Annotated in this window: 21 protein-coding genes; 1 reads left to right on the top strand and 20 read right to left on the bottom strand. The window is 72.4% G+C overall.

Going from position 1 to position 23,160, the window contains the following annotated elements:
• Positions 1-56: 56 nt before the first annotated feature.
• The 6 genes from ACF08F_RS21035 to fmt all read right to left on the bottom strand — a co-directional run bounded on the left by ACF08F_RS21035 (position 57) and on the right by fmt (position 5,542).
• Positions 57-389, bottom strand: coding sequence for a barstar family protein (locus ACF08F_RS21035; protein ID WP_392300032.1), 333 nt, complete (start codon positions 387-389; stop codon positions 57-59).
• Positions 386-826: a ribonuclease domain-containing protein gene (locus tag ACF08F_RS21030; protein ID WP_392300031.1), complete on the bottom strand. Its 441-nt coding sequence runs from the start codon at positions 824-826 to the stop codon at positions 386-388. Before ACF08F_RS21030 ends, ACF08F_RS21035 begins: the two co-directional genes overlap by 4 nt.
• Positions 827-891: 65 nt before the next feature.
• Positions 892-1,941 carry a sugar-binding transcriptional regulator gene (locus ACF08F_RS21025; RefSeq protein WP_392300030.1) on the bottom strand — a complete coding sequence of 350 codons (1,050 nt, stop codon included), beginning with the start codon at positions 1,939-1,941 and terminating at the stop codon, positions 892-894.
• Between the two features lie 135 nt (positions 1,942-2,076).
• Complete coding sequence (rpe, locus tag ACF08F_RS21020) at positions 2,077-2,760, bottom strand: ribulose-phosphate 3-epimerase (protein ID WP_056649876.1); 684 nt, start codon at positions 2,758-2,760, stop codon at positions 2,077-2,079.
• A gap of 152 nt (positions 2,761-2,912) precedes the next feature.
• Positions 2,913-4,325 carry an RsmB/NOP family class I SAM-dependent RNA methyltransferase gene (locus tag ACF08F_RS21015; protein WP_392300029.1) on the bottom strand — a complete coding sequence of 471 codons (1,413 nt, stop codon included), beginning with the start codon at positions 4,323-4,325 and terminating at the stop codon, positions 2,913-2,915.
• Between the two features lie 284 nt (positions 4,326-4,609).
• Positions 4,610-5,542 (bottom strand): methionyl-tRNA formyltransferase, encoded by a 933-nt coding sequence (fmt, locus tag ACF08F_RS21010; RefSeq protein WP_392300028.1) that lies wholly within the window; start codon positions 5,540-5,542, stop codon positions 4,610-4,612.
• A 290-nt stretch (positions 5,543-5,832) separates the two neighbouring features.
• On the opposite strand from fmt, the gene ACF08F_RS21005 reads away from it, so the two are divergent.
• Entirely contained in the window at positions 5,833-6,351 is a 519-nt protein-coding gene (locus ACF08F_RS21005) for a hypothetical protein (protein ID WP_392300027.1), read from the top strand.
• Positions 6,352-6,443: 92 nt separating this feature from the next.
• Here ACF08F_RS21005 and ACF08F_RS21000 read toward each other — a convergent pair whose 3' ends face one another.
• The 14 genes from ACF08F_RS21000 to pyrR all read right to left on the bottom strand — a co-directional run bounded on the left by ACF08F_RS21000 (position 6,444) and on the right by pyrR (position 23,135).
• The gene (locus ACF08F_RS21000) at positions 6,444-8,573 is read right to left on the bottom strand and encodes a primosomal protein N' (protein WP_392300026.1); all 2,130 of its coding nucleotides are present in this window, start codon (positions 8,571-8,573) and stop codon (positions 6,444-6,446) included.
• A 126-nt stretch (positions 8,574-8,699) separates the two neighbouring features.
• A complete protein-coding gene (gene metK, locus ACF08F_RS20995; protein WP_382706640.1) occupies positions 8,700-9,908 on the bottom strand; it encodes a methionine adenosyltransferase in 1,209 nt (402 codons plus the stop codon).
• 299 nt (positions 9,909-10,207) lie between these two features.
• Entirely contained in the window at positions 10,208-11,431 is a 1,224-nt protein-coding gene (coaBC, locus tag ACF08F_RS20990) for a bifunctional phosphopantothenoylcysteine decarboxylase/phosphopantothenate--cysteine ligase CoaBC (protein ID WP_392300025.1), read from the bottom strand.
• Between the two features lie 96 nt (positions 11,432-11,527).
• Positions 11,528-11,800: a DNA-directed RNA polymerase subunit omega gene (rpoZ, locus tag ACF08F_RS20985; protein ID WP_017242218.1), complete on the bottom strand. Its 273-nt coding sequence runs from the start codon at positions 11,798-11,800 to the stop codon at positions 11,528-11,530.
• A 62-nt stretch (positions 11,801-11,862) separates the two neighbouring features.
• On the bottom strand, positions 11,863-12,450 hold the full coding sequence (gene gmk, locus ACF08F_RS20980; RefSeq protein ID WP_392300024.1) for a guanylate kinase: 588 nt from the start codon (positions 12,448-12,450) through the stop codon (positions 11,863-11,865).
• A gap of 49 nt (positions 12,451-12,499) precedes the next feature.
• On the bottom strand, positions 12,500-12,823 hold the full coding sequence (locus ACF08F_RS20975) for an integration host factor (RefSeq protein ID WP_030204477.1): 324 nt from the start codon (positions 12,821-12,823) through the stop codon (positions 12,500-12,502).
• 341 nt (positions 12,824-13,164) lie between these two features.
• Entirely contained in the window at positions 13,165-14,001 is an 837-nt protein-coding gene (gene pyrF / locus ACF08F_RS20970) for an orotidine-5'-phosphate decarboxylase (RefSeq protein WP_392300023.1), read from the bottom strand.
• The gene (locus tag ACF08F_RS20965; protein WP_392300022.1) at positions 13,998-15,110 is read right to left on the bottom strand and encodes a quinone-dependent dihydroorotate dehydrogenase; all 1,113 of its coding nucleotides are present in this window, start codon (positions 15,108-15,110) and stop codon (positions 13,998-14,000) included. The genes pyrF and ACF08F_RS20965 overlap by 4 nt, the downstream gene beginning before the upstream one ends.
• Positions 15,111-15,184: 74 nt before the next feature.
• Positions 15,185-18,493, bottom strand: a complete 3,309-nt coding sequence (gene carB / locus ACF08F_RS20960) for a carbamoyl-phosphate synthase large subunit (RefSeq protein WP_392300021.1) — start codon at positions 18,491-18,493, stop codon at positions 15,185-15,187.
• Entirely contained in the window at positions 18,486-19,634 is a 1,149-nt protein-coding gene (gene carA / locus ACF08F_RS20955; RefSeq protein ID WP_392300020.1) for a glutamine-hydrolyzing carbamoyl-phosphate synthase small subunit, read from the bottom strand. Before carA ends, carB begins: the two co-directional genes overlap by 8 nt.
• Positions 19,631-20,209 (bottom strand): hypothetical protein, encoded by a 579-nt coding sequence (locus ACF08F_RS20950; RefSeq protein ID WP_392300019.1) that lies wholly within the window; start codon positions 20,207-20,209, stop codon positions 19,631-19,633. Before ACF08F_RS20950 ends, carA begins: the two co-directional genes overlap by 4 nt.
• Positions 20,206-21,492: a dihydroorotase gene (locus ACF08F_RS20945; RefSeq protein WP_392300018.1), complete on the bottom strand. Its 1,287-nt coding sequence runs from the start codon at positions 21,490-21,492 to the stop codon at positions 20,206-20,208. Before ACF08F_RS20945 ends, ACF08F_RS20950 begins: the two co-directional genes overlap by 4 nt.
• A 2-nt stretch (positions 21,493-21,494) precedes the next feature.
• Positions 21,495-22,484: an aspartate carbamoyltransferase catalytic subunit gene (locus ACF08F_RS20940; RefSeq protein WP_392300017.1), complete on the bottom strand. Its 990-nt coding sequence runs from the start codon at positions 22,482-22,484 to the stop codon at positions 21,495-21,497.
• Positions 22,485-22,571: 87 nt separating this feature from the next.
• A complete protein-coding gene (gene pyrR / locus ACF08F_RS20935) occupies positions 22,572-23,135 on the bottom strand; it encodes a bifunctional pyr operon transcriptional regulator/uracil phosphoribosyltransferase PyrR (RefSeq protein ID WP_392300016.1) in 564 nt (187 codons plus the stop codon).
• Positions 23,136-23,160: the final 25 nt, after the last annotated feature.

The raw sequence follows: 23,160 nt of genomic DNA, 5'->3' as shown, positions 1-23,160 counted from the left end.
GGAAAAAGCACGTAGTTCATTGTCCCACGCCGGTACCAATACCAGCCCCGGGCTAATCATCCGAGCCTTGCGGCAGGGGGTTCGTCTGATCCCACAATCCCCTCCCCCAGGGAGAGGAGGACGGAGAGGCGGGCGGGGCGCTCGTCGGCTGCCGTGGCGAAGACGTCCTGCGCCGTCCGCCACTCGCGGGGATGCGTCCTGGCGTACCCCTGCCAGCCGGTGACGACGACGGTGAGGGGCCCGGGGAGGTCGGTCAGGCAGTCGGCCAGGGCGTCCCAGTTCCGGCCGAACCACGCGGGCAGCGCGAGGGCCGCGGCGCACCGGTCCATGAGGGCGGCCTTGTCCGTGACTCCCGTCAGGTCGAGGACGACGGCGTCGTCGAGTCTCATCCGAGGACCTCCCGGAAGGTCTCGTAGTGGTCCTCGGTCCAGTAGATCTCGCCACCCCGCCCGGTGACGATGCGGCGCGCCCCGCGGTCGCGCTCGCCGGGGGTCTTCACGGTGTACTCGCGGTAGTACCCGCGCTCCCGGCGCGGCAGGATCCGCTCGAAGTTCGAGAAGACGGCGCCGTCCTTGGCGTACGGGTAGGGGCCGCCGCGCGCGATGAGGTCGAGCGTCCGGCGCGCCTCGGGGGGCAGGTCGGCGACCCGTACGGTGGGCAGGCCGGAGGCCCCGGTGGGCGCGAGGGCCGGGGCGGTGGCGGCCGGGGCGGTGGCGGGAGCGGCGCCCGTCGGGCCCGTGGAGACCGTGCCGCCAGCGGTGGAGCATCCGGCCAGGAGCACGCAGAGGACGAACGCGAGGAGCACACGGAGGGGCCGGAGCAACATGTCCCGAACATACCGTTACGGGATGGCTCCGGCCCCGGGAAACCGCGGGTGCGGGTGACGGCGGCTCAGCTGCCGTCGGGGTCCGTCCGGTCGAGCGCCGGGTGCGTGCCCGGGCTGGACTCGGTCAGCAGGTAGTCGGCCGCCGCGCGGTCCGTGACCAGGCTGGTGACGAGTCCGGAGCGGAGGACCGCCCCGATCGCCGCCGCCTTGCGCTGCCCGCCGGCGATCGCCACGACCTCGGGGATGCGCCGCAGCCGGTCCGCCTCGACGGTGATGCACCGCTCGCCCAGGTCGCGGCCGACGCGGCGGCCCTCGGCGTCGAAGAGGTGCGCGGACATCTCGGCGGCCACGCCGAGCGAGGCGTAGTGGGCGCGCTCCGCGTCGGAGAGCATGTCGTGCACGGTCGAGATGCCCGGCTCCCAGGAGCCGATGGACACGCAGGCGACGGTGACCTTGTCGAAGTACTCGAAGGCCCGCGCGATGCCGGTCTGGCTGCGCAGCGCCGCCGCGGTCGCCGGGTCCGGCAGCAGCATGGGCGCGTAGATCGGGTGCGCCTCGCCGCCGGAGACCTGGGCGGCACGGCGGACGGCCTCGACCGAGCCGCGCTCGGCGGTCCCGGCGTCGTACACGCCGGTGAGCTGCACGACCGTACAGGGCGGCAGGCGGTCGAGCGCCGCCGCCATGTGGATGGTGGAGCGGCCCCAGGCGAGGCCCAGGACGTCGCCCTCGGTGACCAGCTCGCCGAGCAGGTCGGCCGCGACCTCGCCGAGGTTCTCCGGGTCGGGCGACTCCTCCTCGCCCTCCGCCGGGGACTCGACGACGACGGCGTGGCGGAGTCCGTAGCGGGCGCGGAGCGCGTCGGAGCGTTCGGCGTCCAGCTCGGCCGGCACGCGGATCTCGATGCGCACGAGGTCGCGCTCCAGGGCGGTCTCCAAAACCCGCGCCACCTTGAAGCGGCTCACGCCGAACTCCTCGGCGATCTGGATCTTGGACTTGCCCTCGAGGTAGAAGCGGCGGGCCATGGCCGCCGCCTGCACCAGCTCCGCGGGGCCCATCCGCAGGGCTGACCGTCCCGCCGACATACCCGCCACCGCGATCTCCTCACTGCTGTTCACGTACCGCTGTTCACATACGGCTGTTCGCATACGGCTGTCGTTCACACTCTGGACTCGCCGTTCATCCTGTCAGATCCGGCGGGCCTTGATCGGTCCTGTCGGCGACCCGACGGGCCGCGTTCATCCGACGGTGGTTCAGTGTCCACACGCCCACGCGGCGGAGGCCGTGGCGGCCTCGGCGCGGGCCCGCAGCGAGGCCACGGCGGCCGCCGGGTCCGCCGCGCCGTAGACCGCCGAACCCGCGACGAACACATCGGCGCCGGCCTCGGCGCAGCGCTCGATGGTGGACTCGGCGACCCCGCCGTCGACCTGGAGCCACAGCTCCAGGCCGTGCTTGGAGATCAGCTCACGGGTGCGGCGGATCTTGGGGAGCATGATGTCGAGGAAGGCCTGGCCGCCGAAGCCCGGCTCGACCGTCATGATCAGCAGCATGTCGAGCTCGGGGAGCAGGTCCTCGTACGGCTCGATCGGCGTGGCCGGCTTGAGCGCCATCGAGGCCCGCGCGCCCTTGGCGCGGATCTCCCGCGCGAGCCGCACGGGGGCGGCCGCCGCCTCGACGTGGAAGGTGACCGACCCCGCGCCCGCCTCCACGTACTGGGGGGCCCAGCGGTCGGGGTCCTCGATCATGAGGTGGCAGTCGAGCGGCGTCCCGGTCGCACGGGAGAGCGACTCGACGATCGGCACCCCCAGCGTCAGGTTCGGCACGAAGTGGTTGTCCATCACGTCGACGTGCAGCCAGTCGGCGCCCTCGACGGCCTTCGCCTCCTCGGCGAGCCGGGCGAAGTCCGCGGACAGGATGCTGGGGTTGATCTGCGCCATGTGCCAAGCCTCCCACGTTCTTGGGCACTTCTTTGCCGCTGAGCGGTTTCGGACTCGGTCCAGACCAATTTCGGTACGAAGCGACGAGCCGCGGACCGGGACGGACCGGGAGATAGCGGTCGGACGGCCGGAGGACCGGACCCCCCCCGGGGTCAGGCGGTACGGCGCAGCAGCGCCAGATACATGGCGTCCGTGCCGTGCAGATGCGGCCACAGCTGGACGTCCGGGCCGTCGCCGAGCGCCGGGACGCCGGGCATGAACGGGCGGGCGTCGATCAGCTCGGCGCCGCCGACCTTCTTCAGGACGTCGTCGACGACCACGCGGGTCTCGGCGAGGTGCGGCGAGCAGGTCGCGTAGCCGACGATGCCGCCGACGCGCACGGCGCTCAGCGCCTCGGTGAGCAGGGCGCGCTGGAGCGGGGCGAAGCCGTCCAGGTCCTCGGGGCGACGGCGCCAGCGGGCCTCGGGACGGCGGCGCAGGGCGCCGAGACCCGAGCAGGGCACGTCCATCAGGACCCGGTCGAAGGAACCGGGGCGCCACGGCGGGCGGGTGCCGTCGGCGGCGATGACCTGGTAGGGGCCGGGGTTGCCGGCGAGGGCGCGCTCGACGAGCCGCGCGCGGTGCGGCTGCTTCTCGGAGGCGAGCAGTGCGGCGCCGCGCTCGGAGGCGAGGGCGGCGAGGAGGGCGGCCTTGCCGCCGGGGCCCGCGCAGCCGTCGAGCCAGCGGGCGTCGGAGCCTTCGATCGGCGCGTCGGCCAGGGCGAGGGCGACGAGCTGGCTGCCCTCGTCCTGGACGCCGGCCCGGCCCTCCTTGACCGCCTCGATGGCGCCGGGCTCGCCGCCCTCGGCCATCCGGAGGGCGTACGGGGACCAGCGGCCCGGCAGCGTCTCGGTGGCCGCGGCGAGCTCCTCGGTGGTGGAGCGGCCGGGGCGGGCGACGAGGGTGACCTCGGGGCGCTCGTTGTCGGCCTCCAGGAGGTCCTCGATGCCGGCGCGGCCGCCGCCGAGGGAGTCCCAGAGCGCCGAGACCACCCAGCGCGGGTGGGAGTGGACGACGGCGAGGTGGTCCTCGGCGTCCTGGTCGTACGGCGGGGCGACCTGCGCCACCCAGGCGTCGAGGTCCTGCTGCGAGATCTTCCGCAGGACGGCGTTCACGAACTTGGCCCGCCCGTCGCCGAGCACCACCCTTGCGAGCTCCACGCTGGCGGAGACCGCCGCGTGGGTCGGGATCCGGGTGCCGAGCAGCTGGTGCGCGCCGAGCGCGAGCACGTCGAGCACGGGCGGGTCGACCTCGCGCAGCGGCCGGTCGATGCAGGCGGAGATGATCGCATCGTACGTGCCCTGCCGACGCAGCGTCCCGTAGACGAGCTCGGTCGCGAGGGCCGCGTCGCGCCCGTCGAAGTCGCCCTTCTCCCGGGCCTTCCGCAGGAGCGGGGGCAGCACCAGGTTGGCGTAGGCGTCGCGCTCGTCCACCGCCCTCAGCGCCTCGAAGGCGAGCATCCGGACGGGGTCCTTCTGGGGCCTCCGGTAGGGCTTGTGGGGACGGCGACGTGCCTGCTCGCTCAAAGGTGCTCCGCGTGACGAAATGAAGAGGTCGAACCCCCCAAGCCTACGTCCGCCGTGCCCCTGACCGCGCCCGGGGCCGCCGGACCGCCCCGCCCCCGCTGCGGCAGCTAGGGCGTGTTGCGAAAGTAGCGCCGGCCGCCCGAAGGGCGGGCCCGACGGCGTCTGGTGCGTGCGATCGCAAGGCGGAGGATCACCCCGATACTGGATGCATCGGGGTGATCCCGACAACGCGGCGAGCGTGCGTGCCAGGCGCCGTCGGGCAGGCGGGACTTTCGCAACACGCCCTAGGAGCCCAGCCGCTCGCCGGCGGCGATCCGCACACCGCGGGCCCAGTCGGCGGCCTTCATCGGCTTCTTGCCCTGCGGCTGGACCCAGAGCAGCTCGACGGCGTACGAACCGGTGCCGGCGTACACGTTGTTCTTGCCGACCACGAGCTCGCCCGGGGCCAGGTCGGTACGGTCCGGGAGGGGGGTGACCTGGATGAGCTTGAGGCGCTCGCCGCGGAAGAGCGTCCAGGCGCCGGGCGCCGGGGTGCAGCCGCGGACCACGCGGTCGACCCGGAGGGCGGGGGCCGCGAAGTCGACGTGCGCGTCCTCGACCTGGATCTTCGGGGCGAGCGTGATGCCCTCGACGGGCTGCGGCACGGCCTGGAGCTTGCCGTCCTCGATGCCGTCCATGGTCGCGGCGAGCAGGCCCGCGCCCGCGAAGGCGAGCCGGGTCAGCAGGTCGCCGCTGGTGTCGGTGGGGCGGACGTCCTCGGTGACGACGCCGTAGACCGGGCCCGCGTCGAGGCCCTCCTCGATCAGGAAGGTCGACGCGCCCGTCACCTGGTCGCCCGCCATCAGGGAGTGCTGCACGGGCGCCGCCCCGCGCCACGCGGGCAGCAGCGAGAAGTGCAGGTTGACCCAGCCGCGCGCGGGGATGTCGAGGGCGACCTTCGGGAGCAGGGCGCCGTAGGCGACGACCGGGCAGCAGTCCGGGGCGATCTCCCGGAGCCGGGCGAGGAAGTCCTCGTCGCGCGGCCGGACCGGCTTGAGGACCTCGATCCCGGCCTCCTCCGCCCGCTGGGCGACCGGACTGGCGACGAGCCGCCGCCCGCGGCCCGCCGGGGCGTCCGGGCGGGTGACCACGGCGGCGACCTCGTGCCGGCCGGAGGCGAGCAGGGCGTCCAGGGCGGGTACGGCGACCTCGGGGGTGCCTGCGAAGACGAGCTTCATGGGTGGCGGCTGCCTGTCTGTCCGGGGGCTTTACGGGCAGCGCACCAGTCTAGGTCCTGTCGTCACACTCCCGTCGTCCGCCCGCAGGGCAGGCGGGAGTGTGACGACAGGACCTAGAGGGCCAGCGTGAAGGGGGCGTACGGAAGGACGGGCGCCCCGCGCATATGCGTGTACGCCCCCGCAGCGTGACCCAACTCCCGGTGGCGCGTTGGTCAAGAGAGATTGACCGAATCGGGTCGCCGTTCCCCCTGCGACCCGCCCCCTTCATCGCCGGTTCGAGAGGCTTTCACATGGCCGACCACGCAACCCACGACGCCCAAGCCCGGGCGAGTCTGCACCTGCTGGTGCGGGACATCGAGCGGGTCCGGCGGCAGGTGGACGCACTGCGCACGCTCACGGCCCAGCTGGGCAATGTCTACCGTCCCCGCCGTTCCGGCCCGTCGACGGGCTTCGTCGTCTACGGGCGCGCGCCCGCCCCGACCGTCCGCCTCGCCCAGGAGCTGCGGGACAGCGTCGAGACCCTGGTGACCGCCGCGGTCGACTTCGACCGCTCGCTGGGCTTCTCGTGGGACGCGGTGGGTTCCGCGCTCGGTGTCACCAAGCAGGCCGTCCACCGCCGGTACGGCGCCCGTCGCGCGCCGCAGCCGGGCGTCCCCGAGGACCGGGACCACGGCACCGAGCCGGGCGTGACCCGCACCCTCCCCTCGGTGCCCGCCGCCCGCTCGATGCCGCCGCAGCCCACCTCGGGCAGCGCCACCCTCCGCGAGGACGCGCGCCCGTCCGCGCTCCCCGGCCCCCGCAACGGCTGACCCGCACCGCGCCTCCGACGGCCGCCGCCCCACGTGGGCCGGCGGCCGTCGCGCGTGCGGGCGGCAGGTGCCGCCCTGCCCCCCGGCAGGGCTCAGCCGATGTCCGGCGGGTCGACGCGGATCCGCACCTGTTCGCCGCCGCCGCGCGCCAGCCCGGCCGCCCGGGCCTGCTTGAGGGCCGCCGCGAGGGCCGCCCCGCTGCCCGGCGGCACCCGGACCAGGGCGCGCTCCCACTGCTCGCCGGGGGGCGGATCCCCCGGACGGCGCGGCCCGCCGGGGCGGACCACCGGCAGCGGCACCGGACCGAGCACCTCCGCGTCGCCCGGCAGCCCGGCCGCGGCCAGGAAGCCCTCGACGGCCTCCGGCGCACCGGACACCGCCGCCATCCGGGAGACCGGCGGGAAGCCCAGCTCGGCCCGCTCGGCCAGCTCCCGCTGGGCGTGCCCCACCGGGTCCCAGCGGACGAGCGCCTGCACCGGGCGGAGCGTGGGCTCGGCGACCACGACGACCGTGCCGCCCTCGGGCTGTCCCCGCACCAGCGAGGCCGCGTCGATCCAGCGGCGCAGCGCCTCCTCGCCCGCGCGCAGGTCGGGCCGGCCGAGCATGGCCCAGCCGTCGAGGAGCAGCGCGGCCGCGTAGCCGCCCTCGGCGACGGGTTCGGCGCCGGGGGTGGAGACGACGAGCGCGGGACGCCCGGGCACGGTGTCGAGGATGTGGTCGCGCCCCGAGGTCCGTACCGGCACCGCGGGGAACGCCCGGCCCAGCTCCTCCGCCGTGCGCCGCGCGCCCACGACCTGGGCCCGCAGCCGGTTCGAGCCGCATTCCAGGCAGTGCCAGTCGGGGGCGCCGCGCCCGCACCAGCCGCAGCGCAGCTCCTGCTGCTCGGGGGCCTCCAGGGGCCCGGCGCAGTGGCGGCAGCGGGCAGGCGTCCGGCAGCGCTCGCAGGCCAGGCGGGGTACGTATCCGCGCCGGGGGACCTGGACGAGCACCGGCCCGGTCTTCAGCCCCTCCCGTACGGCCTGCCAGGCCAGCGAGGGCAGCCGGGCGGCACGCGCGGCCTCGTCGCGGGCCAGTTCGCCGTCGCCGACGGTCCGGATCAGGGGGGCGGCCCTGCGGACCTGCTCGCGTCCGGCGACGAGGGCCTTGGCCCAGCCGGACTCGACCAGCTGGGCGGCCTCGACGGTGCAGCTCGTGCTGCCGAGGAGGAAGGCGCACCGGTCGTGGGCGGCGCGCAGCAGGAGCACCTCGCGCGCGTGGGGCTGCGGGGCGTGCGGCTCGCTGTGGCTGCCGTCGCCGTCGTCCCAGATGACGGCGAGCCCGAGGTCCCGCACGGGGGCGAACATGGCGGCCCGGGTGCCGACGACGGCCCGCACGGAGCCGCGCCGGACGGCGAGCCATCGCGCGTACCGCTTCTCGGGGCCCGCCTCGGCGGTCAGCAGCGCGTGCCGCCCCTCCCCCAGGACCTCGGTCAGCGCCGCGTCGACCCGCCCGGCCGCCCGGCCGTCCGGTACGACGACGAGGGCGCCGCGGCCCGAGGCCAGGGTCGCGGCGACGGCGCGGGCGATCTCCTCGGCCCAGTACGGGCCCGGCAGCGCGTTCCACACGGCCCGGGGCGCCCCGCCGCGCGCGAGGGAGGTCAGGAAGGCCGCCCCCTGCTCGTACCGCGCCCAGCTCCCCGGCTCCGGGGGCTTCGGCGGCGGCAGGGGCTCGGGGGAGGTCCGGCCCTCCGCACGGGCGCTGCGCGGCGGCACGGCGAGCTGGAGCACGTCGGCGAGGCTGCCCGCGTACCGGTCGGCGACGGCCCGGGCGAGCCCGAGGAGCTCGGGGCCGAGCACCGGCTCGGGCGAGACGACGTCGGCGAGGGCGGCGAGGGGCCCGGAGTAGTCCGAGGTGGCCCGCCGCTCGACGAGGAAGCCGTCGATGAGCCGGCCGCCCTCGCGGCGCCCGTTGCGCACCTGGTGGGCGCCCGCTCCGAAGCGGACCCGGACGCGCACCCCGGGCCGGGCGACGGCGTCCAGCTCCTCCGGGACCGCGTAGTCGAAGAACTGGTCGAGGTGGAGCGACCCCTTGTTCACGACGACCCGGGCGACGGGCAGCTCCTTGGCCAGGGCGGCCCCCCGCCAGGTCCGCGGCTTGGCCCGCGGCACGTTCGCCTTCCGCACGGTCTCCCGAATGAGCGCGAGCTGCTCGGGCCCGTCGGAATTCTCGTTCTCGCTGCTCACAGCCCCATACCTACCAGACGGCACCGACAGTCGGGCAGACGGAAGCCCGGCACCCCCTTGGGGTACCGGGCTTCCGTCACGTGCAGCCGGGAGTTCCGGGGTCCGGGACAGCCGGACTCCGGGACCTTACAGACCCGCGGCCTTCTTCAGGGCGTCCACGCGGTCGGTGCGCTCCCAGGTGAAGTCCGGCAGCTCGCGGCCGAAGTGGCCGTAGGCGGCGGTCTGCGAGTAGATCGGACGGAGCAGGTCGAGGTCGCGGATGATCGCGGCCGGGCGGAGGTCGAAGACCTCGCCGATCGCGTTCTCGATCTTCTCGGTGTCGACCGTGTGCGTGCCGAAGGTCTCGACGAAGAGACCGACGGGCTCGGCCTTGCCGATCGCGTACGCGACCTGGACCTCGCAGCGCGAGGCGAGACCGGCGGCGACGACGTTCTTCGCGACCCAGCGCATCGCGTACGCGGCCGAGCGGTCGACCTTCGACGGGTCCTTGCCCGAGAAGGCACCGCCGCCGTGACGGGCCATGCCGCCGTACGTGTCGATGATGATCTTCCGGCCGGTGAGGCCGGCGTCGCCCATCGGGCCGCCGATCTCGAAGCGGCCGGTCGGGTTCACGAGCAGGCGGTAGCCGTCGGTGTCGAGCTTGATGCCGTCCTCGACGAGCTGCGCGAGCACGTGCTCGACGACGAACTCACGGATGTCGGGGGCGAGCAGCGACTCGAGGTCGATGTCGGAGGCGTGCTGCGAGGAGACGACGACCGTGTCGAGGCGGACGGCCTTGTCGCCGTCGTACTCGATGGTGACCTGGGTCTTGCCGTCGGGACGGAGGTACGGGATGGTCCCGTTCTTGCGGACCTCGGTGAGGCGGCGCGAGAGGCGGTGCGCGATGTGGATCGGCAGCGGCATCAGCTCGGGCGTCTCGTCGGAGGCGTAGCCGAACATCAGGCCCTGGTCGCCGGCGCCCTGCTTGTCGAGCTCGTCCTCGTCGCCCTCGACGCGCTTCTCGTAGGCGGTGTCGACGCCCTGGGCGATGTCCGGGGACTGCGACCCGATGGACACCGACACGCCGCAGGAGGCGCCGTCGAAGCCCTTCTTCGAGGAGTCGTAACCGATCTCGAGGATCTTGTTCCGGACGAGGGTGGGGATGTCCGCCCAGGCCTTGGTCGTCACCTCGCCGGCGACGTGGACCAGGCCGGTGGTGATCAGCGTCTCGACGGCGACGCGCGAGGTGGGGTCCTCTCGCAGCAGTGCGTCGAGGATGGTGTCGCTGATCTGGTCAGCGATCTTGTCGGGGTGACCCTCGGTGACGGACTCCGAGGTGAACAGACGACGGGACACAACGCTCCCTGGGGTTGCAGCGGCTGCTGGCTACTCGTGACGGACCGGCAGGGGGCTGCGCCCCGCGACGTTCCACGAACAGTCTATCGGTCGTGCTCGGGCAATGGACCAGGTGTCTCGCCTGACGAATGGTCCCGGGTGACCGGAACCGGCCTCCGGCCCTGCGGAGGCGCCTCTCCGGGTGGGGCGCACATCACTCGCGAATCACCCGCGCGTCGGCGTTTCCCGCCCCTCGGGGCGTGCTTCCGCAGGGTGACATCACGCCAAGATCGAGTCCGTCCGGGCCCGGGCGGGATCTGTCAGGTGGCGGGGGCCGGAGCGGGGCGCAGGAGCGGCAGGACCAGGTCCCAGACCGTCTCGGCGAGCGCTTCCTTCGGGCCGTACGGTACGGGGGTCTCGGCGCCGTCCGCCGCGAGGACGACGGCCTCGTTCTCCTCGGAGCCGAAGGTCTTGCGCTCCCCCACCTCGTTGACGACGAGCAGGTCACAGCCCTTGCGGCGGAGCTTCTCGCGTCCGTTGGCGAGGACGTCGTCGGTCTCGGCGGCGAAGCCGACGACGATCTGGCCGGGCAGGGCCCGGTCGGCGGAGAGCTCGGCGAGGATGTCGGGGTTGCGGACGAGTTCGACGGTGGGCGCTCCCCCGTCGTCCTTCTTCTTGATCTTCCCCGAGGCGTAGACGGCCGGGCGGAAATCGGCCACTGCGGCGGCCATCACCACGGCGTCGGCGTCCCCCGCCGCCTTGAGGACGGCCTCGCGGAGCTGGAGGGCGGTGCCGACGTGGACGACGTCGACCCCGGCCGGGTCGGGGATGCCGGTATTGGCCTCGACGAGGGTGACCCGGGCCCCGCGCGCGGCGGCGGCCTTGGCGAGGGCGTACCCCTGCTTGCCGGAGGAGCGGTTGCCCAGGTAGCGGACGGGGTCGAGGGGCTCACGGGTGCCGCCGGCGCTGACGACGACGTGCCGTCCGGTGAGATCCGGGGCGGCGGTGCCGCGCGCGATGATCCGTCGGCAGATCTCGAAGATCTCGGCAGGGTCGGGCAGTCGGCCCTTGCCGGTGTCGACACCGGTGAGGCGGCCGACGGCGGGCTCGACGACGATCGCGCCGCGTCGGCGGAGCGTGGCCACGTTCTCCTGGGTGGCCGGGTGCTCCCACATCTCGGTGTGCATCGCCGGGGCGAAGACGACGGGACAGCGTGCGGTGAGCAGCGTGTTGGTGAGGAGGTCGTCGGCGAGGCCGTGGGCGGCCTTGGCCAGCATGTCGGCGGTGGCGGGGGCGACGACGACGAGGTCGGCGTTCTGGCCGATCCGCACGTGCGGCACCTCGTGGACCGACTCCCACACCTCCGTCGAGACGGGGTTCCCGGAGAGCGCGGACCAGGTCGCGGCGCCGACGAAGTGGAGGGCGGAGTCGGTGGGCACGACGCGCACGTCGTGGCCCGACTCGGTGAGCCGGCGCAGCAGCTCGCAGGCCTTGTACGCGGCGATGCCGCCGCTGACGCCCAGAACGACCTTCGGCTTGGTCACCACTGCCACTCCCCGCACTCGGATGCCTACGACTCCATGAGACACCAAAGGCCCGGCGGTTGTTCCGCCGGGCCTTCGGTGACAAGCGTTACGTGCTTACTGCGCCGGGCCCTCGATGGCCTCGGACGTCAGCAGACCCGCGTTGATCTCCCGCAGGGCGATCGAGAGCGGCTTCTCGTGGACGTGGGTGTCGACGAGCGGACCCACGTACTCCAGCAGGCCCTCGCCGAGCTGGGAGTAGTACGCGTTGATCTGACGCGCGCGCTTGGCCGCGTAGATCACGAGGCTGTACTTCGAGTCGGTTGCCTCGAGCAGCTCGTCGATCGGCGGGTTGATGATGCCCTCGGGCGCAGTCATGGAAGAGGACACGCTCTACCTTCCGAAGATGGAGAAAAAATCAGACATGCTGTGGAGATCGGGGACCTACGGCGTCAGCCGTTGTTGTCCAGGTCCCCAGATGACAGCAGCATCAACGTTAGCAGCTCGCGTGCGACGTCCTCGACGGAGGTGTTGACGAGCGTGGTGTCGAACTCCGATTCGGCGGCCAGCTCGACCTTCGCGGCCTTCAGCCGGCGCTCGATGACCTCGGGCGACTCCGTGCCCCGGCCGGTGAGCCGGCGGACCAGCTCCTCCCAGCTCGGCGGGGCCAGGAAGACCAGCTGGGACTCGGACATGGAGTCCTTGACCTGGCGGGCGCCCTGGAGGTCGATCTCCAGGAGCACGGGCTCGCCGGAGTCGAGGCGGTCGAGGACCGCGCGCCTCGGGGTGCCGTAGCGGTTGCCCGCGAACTCGGCCCATTCGAGGAGTTCGCCGTTGGCGATCAGCTTGTCGAATTCGTCGTCCGTGACGAAGAAATAGTGGACACCGTGCTTCTCGCCGGGGCGCGGCTTCCGTGTCGTGGCCGACACCGAGAGCCAGACCTCGGGGTGAACCTTGCGCATATGAGCGACGACCGTGCTCTTACCGACCCCTGAGGGGCCGGAGAGCACGGTCAGCCGCGGACGTACCTCTGCTGCCATGCAGCGATTATTCCAGCTTTACCGGTGTGCCCGGGACGCGCGTCCCGGATCAGGCGCCGGTGCTGCCGAACTCGCGCTCCAGGGAGGCGATCTGGTTGGAGCCGAGACCACGGACGCGGCGGCTCTCGGAGATGCCGAGGCGCTCCATGATCTGCTTGGCGCGGACCTTGCCCACGCCGGGCAGGGACTCGAGCAGCGCGGAGACCTTCATCTTGCCGATGACGTCGTTCTCCTGCCCGGTCTTGATGACCTCGTGGAGCGAGGCGCCGGAGTGCTTGAGTCGATTCTTGACCTCGGCCCGCTCCCGGCGAGCCGCGGCGGCCTTTTCGAGCGCGGCTGCGCGCTGTTCAGGGGTAAGGGGCGGAAGAGCCACGCCTACGTCACCTCGGATGTCGATCTGTCGGATACGGACCGGTGAGGAACCCAGCGCCCCACACCAGTGGAGCAACGTGCAACGGAGTGGCCGTTGAACGCCTGCTCTGCCCCGGAGACTAGCGGCCGAGGCCGCTCCAGTCAGCGAGAACAGCGGAAAAGTCCTGGTCAGCATCGACCGACCAGGACTTTTCCGGCATAACGACCCGGTTTTGAGCCAAGTTTTCGTCAAGTAGTGAGACGGCCGGTGAGAGGGTTCCCCTCACCGGCCGTCCCGGCGGGCCGGTTCATCGGGCCGATCCGCTCCGACCTGCGGATTGACCGCGAGCCGTGGGAGCGGGCTCACGCGCCGACGGCCGCCCGGATCTCGTCCGCGTACCGGTCCGCCGAGGCCCGCAGGGCGGACACGTCCGGACCGTGACGGAGAACACCCCGGCTGACGTTCGGGACGACGTTGCGGACCACCGCGCCGAAGACGGCCGGGAGGTCGGCCGGGGTCGCGCCCTGGGCGCCGATGCCGGGCGCGAGGAGCGGGCCGTTGATGTCCAGGTCGAAGGAGGACAGGTCGCCGAGGGTGGCACCGACGACCGCGCCGAAGGAGCCCATCGGGGTCTCCCCCGCGTTCTCCTCGGCGAGGTGCGCCAGCATGGTCGCGCCGATCGTGCGGCCGTCCTCACGGACGGCGCGCTGGACCTCGGCGCCCTCCGGGTTCGAGGTGAGCGCCAGGACGAAGAGGCCGGCGCCGGACTCCCGGGCCAGGTCGACGGCCGGCTTCAGCGAGCCGTAGCCGAGGTACGGGGAGACCGTCAGCGCGTCGGAGAAGAGCGGGGAGTCCTTGCGCAGGAAGGCCTCCGCGTACGCGGCCATCGTGGAGCCGATGTCGCCGCGCTTGGCGTCCATGACGACCAGGCCGCCCGCGGCGCGCACGTCGGCGACGGCACGCTCCAGGACGGCGACGCCGCGGGAGCCGAAGCGCTCGAAGAAGGCGGCCTGCGGCTTGAAGACGGCGACGGTGCCGGCGAGCGCCTCGACGACCGTGAAGGTGAAGCGCTCCAGGCCGGCGATGTCGTCGCTCAGGCCCCAGGAGTCGAGCAGGGCGGCGTGCGGGTCGATGCCGACGCAGAGCGGGCCGCGCTCGTCCATGGCGGAGCGCAGGCGGGAGCCGAAGGAGAGAGTCACTGGGTGGTGGCCTTTCGGTTGTCGGCGCCGACGGCCTCGGCGAGGGTGGCGTACGGGGAGGCGGCGAGGCGCGCGGCGAGGCCCTTGTGGATCGCTCGGGCGTAGAACGGGCCCTCGTAGATGAAGGCGCTGTAGCCCTGGATCAGGGTGGCGCCGGCGAGGATGCGCTGCCAGGCGTCCTCGGCGTTCTCGATGCCGCCGACGCCGACCAGGACGAGCCGGTCGCCCACGCGCGCGTGGAGGCGGCGCAGGACGGCCAGGGAGCGCTCCTTGACCGGGGCGCCGGAGAGGCCGCCGGTCTCCTTGACCAGCGCGGGGTCGGACTTCAGGCCGAGGCCCTCACGGGCGATGGTGGTGTTGGTGGCGATGATGCCGTCGAGGCCGAGCTCCAGGGCGAGGTCCGCGACCGCGTCGACGTCCTCGTCGGCGAGGTCGGGGGCGATCTTGACGAGGAGCGGCACCCGGCGGCCGGTGACCGAGCGGTCCGCGGCCTCCCGTACGGCCGTGAGCAGCGGGCGGAGGGACTCGGTGGCCTGGAGGTTGCGCAGGCCGGGGGTGTTCGGCGAGGAGACGTTCACGACCAGGTAGTCGGCGTGCTCGGCGAGGCGCTCGGTGGACTTCACGTAGTCGGCGGCGGCCTCGGCCTCCGGGACGACCTTGGTCTTGCCGATGTTGACGCCGACGACGGTCCTGAAGACCGCGTCGCGGTTCGCCAGGCGGTCGGCGACGGCGGCGGAGCCCTCGTTGTTGAAGCCCATGCGGTTGATCAGGGCGCGGTCCGGGACCAGCCGGAAGAGACGCTTCTTGGGGTTGCCGGGCTGCGCCTCACCGGTGACGGTGCCGATCTCGACGTGGTCGAAGCCGAGCATCGCCATGCCGTCGATGGCGACGGCGTTCTTGTCGAAGCCGGCGGCGAGGCCGAAGGGGCCGTGCATCCGCAGGCCGAGGGCCTCGGTGCGCAGCTCCTTGTACCGGGGCGCGAGGACGGCGGCGACGAAGGTGCGCAGGACGGGGACGCGGGCGGCGAGGCGGATCCAGCGGAAGGCCAGGTAGTGCGCCTCCTCGGGGTCCATGCGCTTGAAGACGAGCCGGAAGAAGAACTTGTACATGCGGGGAGTCCAGGTGTGCTCATGAAGAGGGGGACACCGCGGTGTCTCCGGTGTCCCCCTCTTCGTACGGGCTGCTAGTCGCGGGCCGCGGTCAGATGCTCCGCGTGTTCCTGGAGCGAGCGGACGCCGACGTCGCCGTGGTTGAGCGCGTCGATGCCCTGGACGGCCGCGGCGAGCGCCTGGACCGTGGTGAGGCACGGGACGCTGCGCGCCACCGCGGCCGTACGGATCTCGTAGCCGTCGAGGCGGCCGCCGGTGCCGTACGGGGTGTTGACGATCAGGTCGACCTGGCCGTCGTGGATCAGCTGGACGATGGTCTTCTCGCCGTTCGGGCCCTCGCCCTCGCTGAGCTTGCGCACGACGGTGGCGTTGATGCCGTTGCGCTTGAGGACCTCGGCGGTGCCGGAGGTGGCGAGCAGTTCGAAGCCGTGGGCGACGAGCTCGCGCGCCGGGAAGATCATCGAGCGCTTGTCGCGGTTGGCGACGGAGATGAACGCGCGGCCCTTGGTGGGCAGCGGGCCGTAGGCGCCGGCCTGCGACTTGGCGTACGCCGTGCCGAAGACCGCGTCGATGCCCATGACCTCGCCGGTGGAGCGCATCTCCGGGCCGAGGACGGTGTCGACGCCGCGGCCGTGGATGTCGCGGAAGCGCGACCACGGCATGACGGCCTCCTTGACGGAGATCGGCGCGTCGATCGGCAGGGTGCCGCCGTCGCCGTTCTTCGGCAGCAGGCCCTCCTCGCGGAGCTCGGCGATGGTGGCGCCGAGCGAGATGCGGGCGGCGGCCTTCGCGAGCGGGACGGCGGTCGCCTTCGAGGTGAAGGGGACGGTCCGGGAGGCGCGGGGGTTGGCCTCCAGGACGTAGAGGATGTCACCCGCCATCGCGAACTGGATGTTGATCAGGCCGCGGACGCCGACGCCCTTGGCGATCGCCTCGGTGGAGATGCGCAGGCGCTTGATGTCGAAGCCGCCGAGGGTGATCGGGGGCAGCGCGCAGGCCGAGTCGCCGGAGTGGATGCCGGCCTCCTCGATGTGCTCCATGACGCCGCCGAGGTAGAGCTCGTGGCCGTCGTAGAGCGCGTCGACGTCGATCTCGATGGCGTCGTCGAGGAAGCGGTCGACCAGGACCGGCCGGGTGGGGCTGATCTCGGTGGACTCGGCGATGTACGACTCCAGGCGGGTCTCGTCGTAGACGATCTCCATGCCGCGGCCGCCGAGCACGTACGACGGGCGTACGAGGACGGGGTAGCCGATCTCGTCGGCGATGGCCTTGGCCTCGGCGAAGGTGGTCGCGGTGCCGTGCTTCGGGGCCGGGAGGCCCGCCTCGGCGAGGACGCGGCCGAAGGCGCCGCGGTCCTCGGCGGCGTGGATGGCCTCCGGGGAGGTGCCGACGACCGGCACGCCGTTGTCCTTGAGCGCCTGCGAGAGACCCAGCGGGGTCTGGCCGCCGAGCTGGACGACGACACCGGCGACGGGGCCGGCCAGGGTCTCGGCGTGGACGATCTCCAGCACGTCCTCGAGCGTCAGCGGCTCGAAGTACAGGCGGTCGGAGGTGTCGTAGTCCGTCGAGACGGTCTCCGGGTTGCAGTTGACCATCACGGTCTCGTAGCCCGCGTCGCTGAGCGCGAACGAGGCGTGGACGCAGGAGTAGTCGAACTCGATGCCCTGGCCGATGCGGTTCGGGCCGGAGCCCAGGATGATCACGGCGGGCTTCTCGCGCGGCGCGACCTCGGTCTCCTCGTCGTAGGACGAGTAGAAGTACGGGGTCTTGGCGGCGAACTCGGCGGCGCAGGTGTCGACCGTCTTGTAGACCGGGCGGACGCCGAGGGCGTGCCGGACCTCGCGGACGACGTCCTCGCGCAGGCCGCGGATCTCGGCGATATGGGCGTCGGAGAAGCCGTGGCGCTTGGCCTCGGCGAGGAGCAGGGGCTCGAGCTTCTCGGCGGAGGCCAGCTCGTCGGCGATCTCCTTGATCAGGAAGAGCTGGTCGACGAACCACGGGTCGATCTTCGTGGCGTCGAAGACCTCCTGCGGGGTGGCGCCGGCCCGGATGGCCTGCATGACCGTGTTGATGCGGCCGTCGGTCGGGCGGACCGACTCGCGCAGCAGCTCGGCCTTGTCGCCGGGCTCGCCGACGAAGGTGAACTGCGAGCCCTTCTTCTCCAGGGAGCGCAGGGCCTTCTGGAGCGCCTCGGTGAAGTTGCGGCCGATCGCCATGGCCTCGCCGACCGACTTCATGGTCGTGGTGAGGGTGGAGTCGGCCTGCGGGAACTTCTCGAAGGCGAAGCGCGGGGCCTTGACGACGACGTAGTCGAGCGTGGGCTCGAAGGACGCCGGGGTCTTCTCCGTGATGTCGTTCGGGATCTCGTCCAGCGTGTAGCCGACGGCGAGACGGGCCGCGATCTTGGCGATCGGGAAGCCGGTCGCCTTGGAGGCGAGCGCCGAGGAGCGGGAGACGCGCGGGTTCATCTCGATGACGATGATCCGGCCGTCGACCGGGTCGATCGCGAACTGGATGTTGCAGCCGCCGGTGTCGACGCCGACCTCGCGGATGATCGCGATGCCGATGTCGCGGAGCCGCTGGTACTCGCGGTCGGTGAGCGTCATCGCCGGGGCGACGGTGATCGAGTCACCGGTGTGGACGCCCATCGGGTCGAAGTTCTCGATGGAGCAGACGACCACGACGTTGTCGGCCTTGTCGCGCATCAGCTCCAGCTCGTACTCCTTCCAGCCGAGGATGGACTCCTCCAGGAGCACCTCGGTGGTCGGGGAGAGCGTGAGGCCCTGGCCGGCGATGCGGCGCAGCTCGTCCTCGTCGTGGGCGAAGCCGGAGCCGGCGCCGCCCATGGTGAAGGAGGGGCGGACGACCACGGGGTAGCCGCCGAGCGTCTCGACGCCCTTGAGGACGTCGTCCATGGAGTGGCAGATGACCGAGCGGGCGGACTCGCCGTAGCCGATCTTGGCCTTGACGGCCTCGACGACGCCCTTGAAGAGGTCGCGGTCCTCGCCCTTGTTGATGGCCTCGACGTTGGCGCCGATGAGCTCGACGCCGTACTTCTCCAGGACGCCCTGCTCGTGCATGGAGATCGCGGTGTTGAGCGCGGTCTGGCCGCCGAGGGTGGGCAGGAGGGCGTCGGGGCGCTCCTTGGCGATGATCTTCTCGACGAACTCGGGGGTGATCGGCTCGACGTACGTGGCGTCGGCGATCTCCGGGTCGGTCATGATCGTGGCCGGGTTGGAGTTGACCAGGATGACCCGCAGGCCCTCGGCCTTGAGGATGCGGCAGGCCTGGGTGCCGGAGTAGTCGAACTCGGCGGCCTGGCCGATGACGATCGGGCCGGAGCCGATGACCAGGACGGACTGGATATCGGTGCGCTTAGGCACGCTCGGCCTCCATGAGGGATACGAAGCGGTCGAAGAGGTACGCGGCGTCGTGCGGGCCCGCGGCCGCCTCGGGGTGGTACTGGACGGAGAAGGCCGGCTGGTCGAGCAGCTGGAGGCCTTCCACCACGTCGTCGTTCAGGCACACGTGGGAGACCTCGGCGCGCCCGAAGGGGGTGTCGGAGATCCTGTCGAGGGGCGCGTCGACGGCGAAGCCGTGGTTGTGCGCGGTGACCTCGACCTTGCCGGTGGTGCGGTCCTGAACCGGCTGGTTGATGCCGCGGTGGCCGTACTTCAGCTTGTAGGTGCCGAAGCCGAGGGCGCGACCGAGGATCTGGTTGCCGAAGCAGATGCCGAAGAGCGGGGTCCTGCGCTCCAGGACGGCGCGCATGACGGCGACGGGGCCGTCGGCGGTGGCCGGGTCGCCCGGGCCGTTGGAGAAGAAGACGCCGTCCGGGTTCACCGCGTAGATGTCCTCGGCGGTGGCGGTGGCGGGCAGCACGTGGACCTCGATGCCGCGCTCGGCCATCCGGTGCGGGGTCATGCCCTTGATGCCGAGGTCGACGGCGGCGACGGTGAACTTCCTGGTGCCGATCGCGGGGACGACGTACGTCTCCTTGGTGGCGACCTCGGCGGAGAGGTTCGCGCCCTTCATCTGGGGCTGCTCCTGCACCTTGGCGAGGAGGGCCTCGTCGCGGACGCCGCTCCAGGCCTCGCCGGAGAAGATGCCGACGCGCATGGCGCCGCGCTCGCGCAGGTGGCGGGTGAGGGCGCGGGTGTCGATGCCGGAGATGCCGACGACGCCCTGGCGCTCCAGCTCCTCGTCCAGCGAGCGCTGGGCGCGCCAGTTGGAGGAGACGCGGGCGGGGTCGCGGACGACGTATCCGGAGACCCAGATGCGGCCGGACTCGGGGTCCTCGTCGTTGACGCCGGTGTTGCCGACGTGCGGGGCGGTCATGACGACGACCTGGCGGTGGTACGACGGGTCGGTGAGGGTCTCCTGGTAGCCGGTCATGCCGGTGGAGAACACGGCCTCGCCGAAGGTCTCCCCCACGGCCCCGTAGGCGCGACCGCGGAAGATGCGGCCGTCCTCCAGGACGAGTACGGCGGGAGTCTTGGCGGCTCCCCTTGTGGAGGTCGTCATCGTGCGATGCCTTCCGTCGTGGTGATCTGGTTCATGGAGTTGAGGGCCTCGACCCAGGCGGTGTGCTCGGCCGCCCGGTCGGAGCGGAAGCCGGAGTCGAGCAGCTTCTCGCCGTGGGCCCAGGTGACGATCAGCAGGCCGCCCTCGGCGAGGACCTTGCCCGCGATGCCCTTGTCGAGGCGGGCCTCGCGCAGGGCGTCCGCCGGGATGAAGAAGTCGTTCGCCCCGGGGCGTACGACCATGATTCCGGCCTCGGTGAGCGTGAGCTCGACGCGGCTGCGGGTGCCGAGTCCGTGGGCGACGATCCGGTCGAGCCACTGCCCGGCGGTCGTGGACCCGTGGTAGCGCCCGTCGAGAGTCAGTGTCGCCGCACCGGGGGTCTCCGGCGCGGTGGGCAGCTCGGGGAGGTCCGACTGGAGGCTGCCGCGCCACTTCCAGCCCTGGCGCATCAGCCAGTAGACGAGGACGACGAAGAGGAGCAGTCCTGCGACCCAGCCGATCCGTCCGGCCCAGTCGGTGACCTCCGCCGACTTCGGTTCCGCCGCCTGTGCGGCGATTGCGATGAGTGGTGTCACGCCAGCTTCCCGTCCACGACCGTTGCCCGGCCCCGCAGGATGGTGTGGGTGACGCGTCCCGGCAGCTCACGACCCTCGTAGGGGGTGTTGCGGCTGCGGGAGGCGAAGTCCGCGGGGTCCACGACACCACGGTATGCCGGATCGACCAGCGTCAGGTTCGCGGGCTCACCAGCCGAGACGGGTCGTCCGTGGCCGGTGGCCCGTCCGATGCGGGCCGGGGCGAAGGACATCCGGTCGGCGACGCCGGCCCAGTCGAGGAGGCCGGTCTCGACCATCGTCTGCTGGACGACGGAGAGCGCGGTCTCCAGGCCGACCATGCCCATGGCGGCGGCGGCCCACTCGCAGTCCTTGTCCTCGTGCGGGTGCGGGGCGTGGTCGGTGGCGACGATGTCGATCGTGCCGTCGGCCAGCGCCTCGCGCAGCGCCAGGACGTCCTTCTCGGTGCGCAGCGGCGGGTTGACCTTGTAGACCGGGTTGTACGAGCGGACCAGCTCGTCCGTGAGGAGGAGGTGGTGCGGGGTGACCTCGGCGGTGACGTCGATGCCGCGGGACTTGGCCCAGCGGACGATCTCGACGGAGCCGGCGGTGGAGAGGTGGCAGATGTGGACGCGGGAGCCGACGTGCTCGGCGAGGAGGACGTCGCGGGCGATGATCGACTCCTCGGCCACGGCCGGCCAGCCGCCGAGGCCGAGCTCGGCGGAGACGATGCCCTCGTTCATCTGGGCGCCCTCGGTGAGGCGGGGCTCCTGGGCGTGCTGGGCGACGACGCCGCCGAAGGCCTTCACGTACTCCAGGGCGCGGCGCATGATCACGGCGTCGTCGACGCACTTGCCGTCGTCGGAGAAGACGGTGACGCCGGCGGCGGAGTCGTGCATGGCGCCGAGCTCGGCGAGCTTCTTGCCCTCCAGGCCGACGGTGACGGCGCCGATGGGCTGGACGTCGCAGTAGCCGGACTCCTTGCCGAGGCGCCAGACCTGCTCGACGACACCGGCGGTGTCGGCGACCGGGTGGGTGTTGGCCATGGCGAAGACGGCGGTGTAGCCGCCGGAGGCGGCGGCGCGGGTGCCGGTGAGGACGGTCTCGGAGTCCTCGCGGCCGGGCTCGCGCAGGTGGGTGTGGAGGTCGACGAGGCCGGGCAGCAGGATCTGGCCCTCGGCCTCGATGACGGTCGCGCCCTCGGCCGACAGACCGGTACCGACCTCCGCGACGATCTCGCCGTCGATCAGGACGTCCTGCGCCTCGCCGCCGAGGACCTTCGCACCGCGGATAAGGATCTTGCTCATGGTTACTTGTTCTCCTCGGTGCGGGTGGTGCCGGTGGCGGGGGTGGCGGATTCGTTGCCGCCGAGCAGCAGGTAGAGGACGGCCATGCGGACGGACACGCCGTTGGCGACCTGCTCGATCACCGTGCAGCGGTCGGAGTCGGCGACCTCGGCGGTGATCTCCATGCCGCGGACCATGGGGCCGGGGTGCATGACGATGGCGTGCTCGGGCATCTTCGCCATCCGGTCGCCGTCGAGCCCGTACCGGCGGGAGTACTCGCGCTCGGTGGGGAAGAAGGCGGCGTTCATCCGCTCTCGCTGCACACGCAGCATCATGACCGCGTCGGACTTCGGCAGCACGCCGTCGAGGTCGTACGAGATCTCGCAGGGCCAGGTCTCGACGCCGACGGGGACCAGGGTCGGCGGGGCCACCAGGGTGACCTCGGCGCCGAGGGTGTGCAGCAGGTCGACGTTGGAGCGGGCGACGCGGCTGTGCAGGACGTCGCCGACGATCGTGATGCGCCGGCCGTTCAGGTCCTTGCCGAGGCCCGCGTCACGGCCGACCAGGCGGCGGCGCATGGTGAAGGCGTCCAGGAGGGCCTGGGTGGGGTGCTGGTGGGTGCCGTCGCCGGCGTTGACGACGGGGGCGTCGATCCAGCCGGAGGTGGCGAGGCGGTACGGGGCGCCGGAGGCGCCGTGCCGGATGACGACCGCGTCGACGCCCATGGCCTCCAGGGTCTGCGCGGTGTCCTTGAGGGACTCGCCCTTGGAGACGCTGGAGCCCTTGGCCGCGAAGTTGATCACGTCGGCGGAGAGGCGCTTCTCGGCGGCCTCGAAGGAGATCCGGGTCCGGGTGGAGTCCTCGAAGAAGAGGTTGCAGATCGTCCGGCCGCGCAGGGTCGGCAGCTTCTTGATGGGCCGGTCGGCCACCCGGGCCATCTCCTCGGCGGTGTCGAGGATCAGGACGGCGTCGTCGCGGGTGAGGTCGGCGGCCGAGATGAGGTGACGCATCATCGGGGGTTTCTCTCCGTGGTGGGGAGGCGTGCGGGCATGCGGGGGCGCAGGGGTGTACCCCTGCCCCGCGCGGGGGAGCCGGTCCGGCTAGGAGGTGGTCCGCGTGCCGAGCAGGACGGTGTCTCGACCGTCTTCCTCGGCGAGCTGGACCTTGACCGTCTCCCGCAGCGACGTGGGGAGGTTCTTGCCGACGTAGTCGGCGCGGATCGGGAGTTCGCGGTGGCCGCGGTCGACGAGGACGGCGAGCTGCACGGCGCGCGGACGGCCGATGTCGCCGAGGGCGTCGAGGGCGGCGCGGATGGTGCGGCCGGAGAAGAGGACGTCGTCGACGAGGACGACGAGGCGGCCGTCGATGCCGTCACCGGGGATCTCGGTGCGGCCGATGGCGCGGGCCGGCTTCAGCCGCAGGTCGTCCCGGTACATGGTGATGTCGAGGGAACCGACCGGGATCTTGGTGCCGGTGATCGATTCGAGCTTCTCGGCGAGCCGGCGGGCGAGGAAGACACCGCGGGTGGGGATGCCGAGGAGGACCACGTCGTCGGCGCCCTTGGCGCGCTCGACGATCTCGTGTGCGATGCGGGTCAGGACCCGCGCGATGTCGGGGGCCTCGAGAACGGGCCGGGCGTCATCGCTGTACTGCTGGGCGTCCATGGGAAACGGACCTCCTTCTCCGCCT

Origin of the sequence: Streptomyces sp. NPDC015130 (assembly GCF_043080005.1) — a bacterium.
Classification (GTDB): Bacteria; Actinomycetota; Actinomycetes; order Streptomycetales; family Streptomycetaceae; genus Streptomyces.
This window is presented reverse-complemented; position numbering and strand designations above follow the sequence as displayed.

What these genes read in the sequence shown, in the direction of transcription:
- ACF08F_RS20945 (WP_392300018.1), bottom strand. Translation starts at nt 21,492, where the DNA reads ATGAGCAAGATCCTTATCCGCGGTGCGAAGGTCCTCGGCGGCGAGGCG.
- rpe (WP_056649876.1), bottom strand. Translation starts at nt 2,760, where the DNA reads ATGGCGCAGATCAACCCCAGCATCCTGTCCGCGGACTTCGCCCGGCTC.
- ACF08F_RS21030 (WP_392300031.1), bottom strand. Translation starts at nt 826, where the DNA reads ATGTTGCTCCGGCCCCTCCGTGTGCTCCTCGCGTTCGTCCTCTGCGTG.
- fmt (WP_392300028.1), bottom strand. Translation starts at nt 5,542, where the DNA reads ATGAAGCTCGTCTTCGCAGGCACCCCCGAGGTCGCCGTACCCGCCCTG.
- ACF08F_RS20965 (WP_392300022.1), bottom strand. Translation starts at nt 15,110, where the DNA reads ATGTACAAGTTCTTCTTCCGGCTCGTCTTCAAGCGCATGGACCCCGAG.
- ACF08F_RS21035 (WP_392300032.1), bottom strand. Translation starts at nt 389, where the DNA reads ATGAGACTCGACGACGCCGTCGTCCTCGACCTGACGGGAGTCACGGAC.
- pyrR (WP_392300016.1), bottom strand. Translation starts at nt 23,135, where the DNA reads ATGGACGCCCAGCAGTACAGCGATGACGCCCGGCCCGTTCTCGAGGCC.
- gmk (WP_392300024.1), bottom strand. Translation starts at nt 12,450, where the DNA reads ATGGCAGCAGAGGTACGTCCGCGGCTGACCGTGCTCTCCGGCCCCTCA.
- ACF08F_RS21005 (WP_392300027.1), top strand. Translation starts at nt 5,833, where the DNA reads ATGGCCGACCACGCAACCCACGACGCCCAAGCCCGGGCGAGTCTGCAC.
- carA (WP_392300020.1), bottom strand. Translation starts at nt 19,634, where the DNA reads ATGACGACCTCCACAAGGGGAGCCGCCAAGACTCCCGCCGTACTCGTC.
- ACF08F_RS20940 (WP_392300017.1), bottom strand. Translation starts at nt 22,484, where the DNA reads ATGATGCGTCACCTCATCTCGGCCGCCGACCTCACCCGCGACGACGCC.